This is a genomic window from Candidatus Viridilinea mediisalina (genome assembly GCF_002532535.1).
Classification (GTDB): domain Bacteria; phylum Chloroflexota; class Chloroflexia; order Chloroflexales; family Chloroflexaceae; genus Viridilinea; species Viridilinea mediisalina.
In genome coordinates, this window is the sequence record NZ_NQWI01000180.1 from 1 (window position 1) to 6,590 (window position 6,590).

The window sequence follows — 6,590 nt, forward strand, 5'->3', positions numbered from 1 at the left end:
CGCCTCACGCCTCACGCCTCACGCCTCACGCCTCACGCCTCACGCCTCACGCCTCACGCCTCACGCCTCACGCCTCATCCGCTCATGTTCAGCAAAGAGCCACTCAGTGAGCGCTCGCACCTCTGGGAACTCCTCACCCCAGCCATTACGCTCTTCCCAAAATTCAGTCAGGCCAGAAGCTCCTGCACGCTCATAGGCCAACGCTTGGGCCAGCATTTCTAAGCGATCCAGCGCTTTCACCAGGCGGGCCTCTTTGCTCGCCGCCTGACTATACTCCTCCCAGAGCGCCACATACTCTGCACCACGCGGCAAGCGGCCAAAGAGTTCAAGCATAGCCCGACGTTCCGCCTCATACTTTGCCGCCTTACCCAACAAGCGACTAGCCGAAGCGGGCAGATCGCCGATCAACGCCTCAGCCATATCGTGTACAATCGCCATAGCCAAGACGCGGCCACGATCCAGATCGGGGTAGAGATCGCCGACGACCAGTGCAAGGGCGGCGACGCCGAAACTATGTTCAGCAACACTCTCGACATCACGCAGGCCACGCTGCAACCACCCTGTTCGAGGCAACAGCTTTAGCATCTCAATCTGCCCTTGGAGGAGCGTCAGCGCCTCGACCGCCTGGTGATTCATGGGGTGTTCCTTACATCATTCTTCCCAAACATAACTCTTCGGTGAGTCCCGTGTACACTCCCAGGGGGTGTTCTTATACCAATTACCCTTGAGCATGCCGCATTATTAAGAACGCGAAAGCCCATTGGAACGCCATGTTCGGCAATCTGCAATCTGGAATCTACAATCGTAAATGGTATTAGCCACGCAATTGTACCATAGGGTAGGGTGGAGAAACGAGAAAGTAGGAAATGGTTGTTAGTGCGATGAAGCCTTGGGCCGCGACGTTGGCTGAGCCTGTCGAAGCCACCGCGACGTTGGCTTCGACAGGCTCAGCCAACGCGTCGCGCCCCCTACCCCCCAAGGTAGAGCCGACGGATGCGTCCGTAGGCGGCATCCCAGGTGAGTTCGCGTAGCACCCGCTGGTGGCCGTTGCTGCCAAGGGTTTGTGCTAAGGCTGGGTTGTGCAGCAGACGCCGCAACGCCTCGCTTAGGGCGCTGATGTCGCCGAAGGGTATCAACAGGCCGTCCTGTCCGTCGCGGATGACGGCGGGTACGCCGCCTGCATGCGCGCCAATGACTGAAAGGCCGTAACACCACGCTTCCAGGTAGGCGATGCCGAAGCTGTCGGTGCGCGATGGTTGGGCATAGATTGTCGCTGCTGCCAGGGCGTCGCGGCGCGTCTGGTCGTCTACGTAGCCCAACACGCGGGTGTGTGCCTGTTCACTGGGGCTGAGTTGGGCGTAGTGCTGCTCGAAGTGGCCTAAGAGTGGGCCACATTGTACCCATGTGACCGTTTCGCCTGTGGCCCAGAGCCGACGTAGTGCTTCGAGTACGTGGATGCTGCCTTTGTCGTAGGCGGCAGCGCCCAGGCTGAGTACGATGGGACCATTGATCTTGTAGTGGGCCCGAAACACATTGCCGTCGCCCCCCCCGACTTCGCTGGGGTCAACTCCGGCCCCTACAACATGTACGCGCTCGGCCTGAAGCCCAAGCTGGATCAGGAAACTGCGTTCTAGTTCGGTCATGGTGGCGACGGCGCTACACTTGCGGAGCAGGGCGATCTGGTGGGGCATGCTGTAGTATTGAACTATCTGGCGGCTGTTTGGTTCGCCCAAATGGATGAAAGGGGTGCAGAGGTGCGGAATGTCGCGCTGCTGGGCCCAGTGAGCTACTGGCAGCAGGGCGAAGTCGAGCGTGATGTTGGTGCTATGCACAAGATCTATGTCGCTGAGGCTGGCAAGGATGTCTTCCAGTGCCACCATGCGCGGGGTGAGTGTGGCCATAGCCTGCAACAGCGGCACCGTCCGTGGCCCCAGGCGGCTCAGTTCGACCATGAGCCGCCGTAGGATGGGATAAACAATTGGTGGCCCAGGCAGGCGCTGCACCGGCAGGCGCAGCATGCGAACCCCCTCCAGCCATGCTTCACCTGCATCAACATGGCGGCGACGGGCATCCCAGAAATATTCGAGATCAAGGGCGTTGCTGCTCAACAGCGTGACACGATGGCCCTCAGCTACAAGGCGTGCGCCTAGTTCATGAAAGTAGCGCGAAGCCCCAGAGGCGGGGTTGTAGAGTTGGTTGATATGGAGGAAGTGCATATTTTATAGAGGGACAGAGGTGGCTTCGACAAGCTCAGCCACCGTGCCAGCGCACCCGCTGGCTGAGCTTGTCGAAGCCAAGCGGCGCACCGGCAAACTCAAGAACTATTCGCGCTAACAAACAGTTCAAATAAGTATCGCCAACGGATGCTCCAACAGCGCCCGTAGCTCTTTGAGGTAGCGAGCGGCTACGGCTCCATCTACAATTCTGTGGTCGGCACTCAGCGTAAGGTTCATGGTCTGGCCAATCACAACCTGATTATCCCGTACAACCGGGAGGCTACGCACCGCACCAACAGCCAAGGATGCCGCTTGCGGTAAAGTGATGATTGAGCCGAATTCTACTACTCCAAACATACCCAGATTAGTTACTTGGAAGGTTGCGCCTTCCAGTTCGTGCTGCTTGAGCCGCCCCGCCCTAGCCCGTTCGGCGAGGTCGCGGATTTCGGTGCTGATCGTGCCAAGGCTCTTTTTGTCTGTGTCACGAATGGCTGGCGCGATCAGGCCGTCATCAAGGGCAATCGCAACACTCACGTTGATTGCGGGGTGCTGGGCAATTGCGAGTTGCCCGTCGGCAGTGCTGACGAGACTGGTGTTGAGCGCGGGTACTTTGGTTAGGGCTTGGGCTGCCGCTTTGACTACGAAGTCGTTGACTGAGAGTTGGGTGCCCTCCGCTTTGATCTGCTCGCGTAGCTTGAGCAACGCATCCATTGCAACCTCAATGGTCACATAGATATGGGGCGCACCCGGTTTGCTCTCGTTCATGGTGCGGGCAATTGCTTTCCGCATGCGCGAGAGGGGCGTAATGTTGGCTTCGGCTGGGGCGGCTGGTGGAGCGCTCACGGCGGGCGAGGCAGGCGCATCAGACTCACTATGTTGCTTGGCTGCAAAAGTTTCAACATTGGCTTTAATGATCCGCCCGCCCGGCCCGCTACCCTCAATCTGGCTCAGGTCAAGCCCTAAGTCATTGGCGATCCGCCGTGCGAGAGGCGAAGCCAGGATCCGCCCGTTCTCTTCTTTGGCCTGTGGGGCTGGGGCAGGATCAGGGGGGGCTGCGGGCGCGGCTGCGGGCGCAGGGGCTTCAGGCGCACGCGGCGGCGCTGCCGCCACCACTGGGCCATCGCCCATCAGCGCAATCACTTCACCAATCGGCACCGTCTGCCCTTCACCAATAATGATCTGCTGGAGCGTACCCCGCTCAAAGGCCTCCAGTTCCATCGTCGCCTTATCGGTCTCAATCTCGGCGATAATCTCACCGACCTGGATCTGATCACCTGGCTGCTTAAGCCAGCGTCCCACCGTACCCTCCGCCATCGTGTCGGAGAGCCGGGGCATTGTTATTTCACCCATGGTTGTTCCTTGTTCCGTGTAAAACACGGTGAATCGCATTGATCAGGCTTTGGGCGCTGGGCTTGGCGGCGGCGGAGAGGTCTTTGGCGTAGGGCAGGGGCACTTCCAGTCCGGCGACACGCTGCACGGGCGCATCAAGGTAGTCGAACGCATCCTCTTGGATCGTGGCTGCCAGCTCGGCAGTGACCCCGTAGGAGTACCAGTCCTCTGCAATCACGACGGCGCGGTTGGTCTTTTTGACCGACGCGATGATCGTGGGGCGGTCGAGCGGGCGCAGCGAGCGCAGGTCTACCACTTCAACCGAAATGCCCTCTTCGGCCAGACGTTGGGCTACTTGAAGTGCCACGGCGGTCATACGTGAATAGGCGACGACAGTCACATCGTGGCCTGCACGTTTCACCTCCGCCACCCCAATCGGCACCACAAAATCCTCATCGGGCACCTCGCCCTTGGTATCGTAGAGCGCCAGACTCTCAATAAAGATGACGGGATCATCGTCACGAATAGCGGCACGCAGCAACCCCTTGGCATCATAGGGGGTCGCCGGGGCGACAACCTTGAGCCCAGGGCAATAGGCAAACCAATTCTCAAAGCTCTGCGAGTGGGTAGCCGCAAGCTGGCCGGTGCCCCCAGAGGGGGTACGAATGACCAGTGGCACGCGCACTTGACCACCGAACATGTAGTGAATCTTGGAGGCATGGTTGACCACCTGATCAATGGCGACCAGGATGAAATTGATGGTCATAATCTCAACCACTGGGCGCAGGCCGAGCATTGCGGCCCCAATCGCGACGCCCACAAAGCCCTCTTCGGCAATCGGCGCATCCACGACGCGCTTCGGGCCAAAGCGCTGCAACAAGCCCTCGGTGATACGATAAGACCCTTGGAAGATGCCAATCTCTTCGCCCATCAGCAACACCTTGGGATCGCGCTCAAGCTCTTCTCCCAACGTACTATTGAGGGCTTGGCGGTAGGTTATGGTAGTCATGTGAACCTTTGTCTATGTGGTAAAGCGGGAGAGCTTTCATGTATGGAATTTTGGCAGAGATGCAGAGATGTTCACCACAGAGGCACAAAGGACACAGAGGGGAGGATGGAGGATGGAGGAAATAGGAAATAGGAAATAGGAAATAGCGCATTTCCGCATTATATACTTACAAACCCTCTGTGCTCTCTGTGCCTCTGTGGTGCAATACTCTGTACCTCTTCCCTCGCACTCCTCCTCCCTACAGCAAACGCCGTGCTGCTTCGGGGCCGGGGGTATTGGGCACCGGGGAAGCGTACATGTAGGTGAAGATATCTTCGATCTTGGGGTCTGGGCCAGCATTGGCAAAATCAATCGCCTCTTGCACTTCGCGTTCCACCTGTTCGGCCAGCGTTGCAAACCACGCATCATCAGCGAGCGCGTGGTCTTGCAGCCACGTGGCATAGTGCCGCAGGGGATCGTGCTGCTCGCGGCCCTGACGTACCTCCTCAGCATCACGGTAGCGGTCGGCATCAATTACCGAGTGGCCCCGGAAGCGGAAACTCACCACATCAAGGATTGCGGGTTCACCCGTGGCTTCGGCGTGGTCGCGTAGACGCCGGACGGCATCGCGGACAGCTAGGACATCGGTGCCATCCACCTGTTCCCCGTGGACGCGGAAAGAAGCCCCCTTTTTCCAGAGGTCGGGCTCGGAGGAGCCCATTTCCACCGTAGAACCCATGCCATAGCCATTATTGACAATGAAGAAGAGGACGGGGCACTTCCAGAGCTTGGCGAGGTTGAGCGATTCGTAGAAGGCTCCAATATTGGTCGAGGCGTCACCCATCTGGGCCACAACGACCCCAGGTTGCTCTTGGTAGCGCAGGGCGTAGGCGGCACCAACGGCAAGGGGCACTTGGCCCCCCACAATCGCATAGCCACCCATAAAGCCCTTAGAGACATCGAAGAGGTGCATCGAGCCGCCGCGCCCCCCAGAGACACCCGTCTCGCGCCCAAAGAGTTCGGCCATAATCGGGCCGGGCGCAACACCACGGGCCAGAATATAGCCATGCTCGCGGTAGTTGGTAAAAATATAGTCCTCCGGCTTCAGCGCAGCCATCAAACCAACAATGGTCGCCTCCTCCCCCAGATTAAGGTGGCAATAGCCCCCAATCTTGGCTTTGACATACATCTCATTAGTGCGCTCCTCAAAGCGGCGCATCAGTACCATCTGGTAGTAGTAGTGGCGCAACTCGGCAACCTGTGCTGCGCTGAGGGCCGTATGGTTATCTAAGGCTGGTTTAGTCATGAATGAACACCTTTCAGGGTAACTTGTGCGCTTTCACCGCTCACCTACATCCCCGGCGGCACCACATCATGCACAAAGGCGCTGGTACCAGCGCCACAACTTGGGCAAGCGCTTGGGGCTTCAAGGCCACGGACGCTCTCGCCGCAGACGCCACAGACCCAACGCATCGCAATTTGACGCACCAGATCGGAGCGGCTGACAATGCCCACTACCTTACCATGTTCAACCACAGGAACACGGCGGATGCGCTGATGGGTGAGCAGATGCTGGATCTGTTCAACTTCCGTATCGAGGCCAATCGTAATCACACCACGGGTCATCAACTCACCCACCAGACGCCCCGGCTTGGCAATGAGATCGTGTTCACTCACAAGGCCCACCAGCAACCCCTCGGCATTAACGACAGGGAGACCACTGATGCGATTGCGGGCCAAGAGACGGGCGGCATCCTCGACCGTGGCTGCTTCATTGATACTGATGACCGCTTGGGTCATGATCTCGCGGGCTTTCATGGGGTGACGTAACCTCTCTGCGTAGCTATGGCGGCTTGCTGTAGGGGCGGCAGTGGGGATTATTGTGATATATTGCACAAATAATCTGGTGTAAATAAAGATTGTTAGCGCGAAAAATTTCTGGGCCGCGCCGTTGGCTGAGCTTGTCGAAGCCAACGGCGCGCTGGCTTCGACAGGCTGGCTTCGACAGGCTGGCTTCGACAGGCTGGCTTCGACAGGCTGGCTTCGACAGGCTGGCT

At 58.6% G+C, this 6,590-nt stretch carries 6 protein-coding genes; all 6 read right to left on the reverse strand.

Annotated features, from left to right (window positions below):
- Positions 1-60 precede the first annotated feature (60 nt).
- Complete coding sequence (locus CJ255_RS20580) at positions 61-636, reverse strand: HD domain-containing protein (protein ID WP_097645954.1); 576 nt, start codon at positions 634-636, stop codon at positions 61-63.
- A gap of 332 nt (positions 637-968) precedes the next feature.
- Positions 969-2,216 (reverse strand): glycosyltransferase family 4 protein, encoded by a 1,248-nt coding sequence (locus CJ255_RS20585; protein ID WP_097645955.1) that lies wholly within the window; start codon positions 2,214-2,216, stop codon positions 969-971.
- 126 nt (positions 2,217-2,342) lie between these two features.
- Positions 2,343-3,566, reverse strand: coding sequence for a dihydrolipoamide acetyltransferase family protein (locus tag CJ255_RS20590; protein ID WP_097645956.1), 1,224 nt, complete (start codon positions 3,564-3,566; stop codon positions 2,343-2,345).
- Complete coding sequence (locus tag CJ255_RS20595; protein ID WP_097645957.1) at positions 3,559-4,554, reverse strand: alpha-ketoacid dehydrogenase subunit beta; 996 nt, start codon at positions 4,552-4,554, stop codon at positions 3,559-3,561. The genes CJ255_RS20590 and CJ255_RS20595 overlap by 8 nt, the downstream gene beginning before the upstream one ends.
- Positions 4,555-4,792: 238 nt before the next feature.
- On the reverse strand, positions 4,793-5,839 hold the full coding sequence (gene pdhA / locus CJ255_RS20600; RefSeq protein ID WP_097645958.1) for a pyruvate dehydrogenase (acetyl-transferring) E1 component subunit alpha: 1,047 nt from the start codon (positions 5,837-5,839) through the stop codon (positions 4,793-4,795).
- Positions 5,840-5,883: 44 nt separating this feature from the next.
- Positions 5,884-6,351, reverse strand: a complete 468-nt coding sequence (locus tag CJ255_RS20605; protein ID WP_097645959.1) for a CBS domain-containing protein — start codon at positions 6,349-6,351, stop codon at positions 5,884-5,886.
- Positions 6,352-6,590: the final 239 nt, after the last annotated feature.

Excerpts from the sequence above, each read along its gene's own strand:
- pdhA (WP_097645958.1), bottom strand. The coding sequence starts at position 5,839 with ATGACTAAACCAGCCTTAGATAACCATACGGCCCTCAGCGCAGCACAG.
- CJ255_RS20580 (WP_097645954.1), bottom strand. The coding sequence starts at position 636 with ATGAATCACCAGGCGGTCGAGGCGCTGACGCTCCTCCAAGGGCAGATT.
- CJ255_RS20605 (WP_097645959.1), bottom strand. The coding sequence starts at position 6,351 with ATGAAAGCCCGCGAGATCATGACCCAAGCGGTCATCAGTATCAATGAA.
- CJ255_RS20590 (WP_097645956.1), bottom strand. The coding sequence starts at position 3,566 with ATGGGTGAAATAACAATGCCCCGGCTCTCCGACACGATGGCGGAGGGT.
- CJ255_RS20585 (WP_097645955.1), bottom strand. The coding sequence starts at position 2,216 with ATGCACTTCCTCCATATCAACCAACTCTACAACCCCGCCTCTGGGGCT.
- CJ255_RS20595 (WP_097645957.1), bottom strand. The coding sequence starts at position 4,554 with ATGACTACCATAACCTACCGCCAAGCCCTCAATAGTACGTTGGGAGAA.